We start from the raw sequence: 1,044 nt of genomic DNA, 5'->3' as shown, positions 1-1,044 counted from the left end.
CTGGCCGAATTCCATGGTGCAGACCTGTATTGTGCACCTGATTCGGGCTACGAACCGGTGGGTGTCGTATCAGGACCGCAAAGGTGTCTCCCGGGCGCTGCGTGAGGTCTACACGGCCGCAAACGAGGACACCGCCCGTGCCGCCTTGGATGCGTTCGAAGCCAGTGAACTGGGCCGGAAATACCCGCAGTCGGTCAAAGTCTGGCGCGACGCTTGGGAGCGGTTCGTGCCGTTTCTGCAGTTTCCGCCGGCGGCACGCCGGGTGCTCTACACCACCAATTTAATCGAGTCGCTGAATGCTGAACTGCGTAAAGCTACCCGCAACAGGGGCCAATTCCCGAACGATACCGCGGCGCAGAAAACGCTGTGGCTGATGATCTGCAACATCGAACAAGCGTGCCGCCCAGCGGGCGAAGAAAGCAAAGTGCAACATTGAGTGCAACGGCTATATTGAAGGAGCGAAAGCCACCGGGTGGAAACAAGCCGTCAACCAACTAGCTGTGGCATACCCCGCCCGATTAGCGGACTACTTAAAAACCAAAACACCGCACACAAACAATCGGACACTCTCTGCAGTTCAGGTGCTGGAAATCAATGTGTGCGGACACACTTTCTGTCCTTTAACCGGCCCTTCCGGTTTTAGAGTGCGTTGATTTTGTCCTGTAGTTGTCCGGAGTGGATTAGGCATCGCAAGATGTAGTGGTTGAGGTTTTTAAATCCTAGGGCGATGCCGCGTAGGTGTTCGAGTCTGCCGTTGATTGCCTCAACGGGGCCGTTGGATGCACCGATGTCAAAGTAGGCGAGCACATCTTTGCGTCGTCGCCACAGGGTGCGTCCCAGTTGGGCGAGCTCTTCTAAGCCTTTTGGTAGTCCTTTACGCAAGGTGTGGATGATGCGTTCCATGAGGTTTTTGCCTTCCGATTTCTTTGGATGCGCGTACGCTGCGATTATGTCTTGGTAGAGCAGCCATGTTCCTTCTAGGGCCACGTAGTCGTCATCGGTGGCCCACAGCATTTCTAAGCGGTGCTTTTGCCGCTCGGTGAG

The 1,044-nt window shown here is 55.7% G+C and carries 1 protein-coding gene and 1 pseudogene; one reads left to right on the top strand and one right to left on the bottom strand.

Going from position 1 to position 1,044, the window contains the following annotated elements; translation table 11 throughout:
- Positions 1–533, top strand: a pseudogene (locus HMPREF2808_RS08020) (transposase); the annotation flags it as partial.
- Positions 534–639: 106 nt separating this feature from the next.
- Here HMPREF2808_RS08020 and HMPREF2808_RS08015 read toward each other — a convergent pair.
- The coding region (locus HMPREF2808_RS08015) for a transposase (RefSeq protein WP_141752591.1) at positions 640–1,044 on the bottom strand (405 nt) is incomplete at its 5' end.

It is taken from the genome of Corynebacterium sp. HMSC078A10 (assembly GCF_001811565.1).
GTDB classification, from domain to species: domain Bacteria; phylum Actinomycetota; class Actinomycetes; order Mycobacteriales; family Mycobacteriaceae; genus Corynebacterium; species Corynebacterium hesseae.
This window is presented reverse-complemented; position numbering and strand designations above follow the sequence as displayed.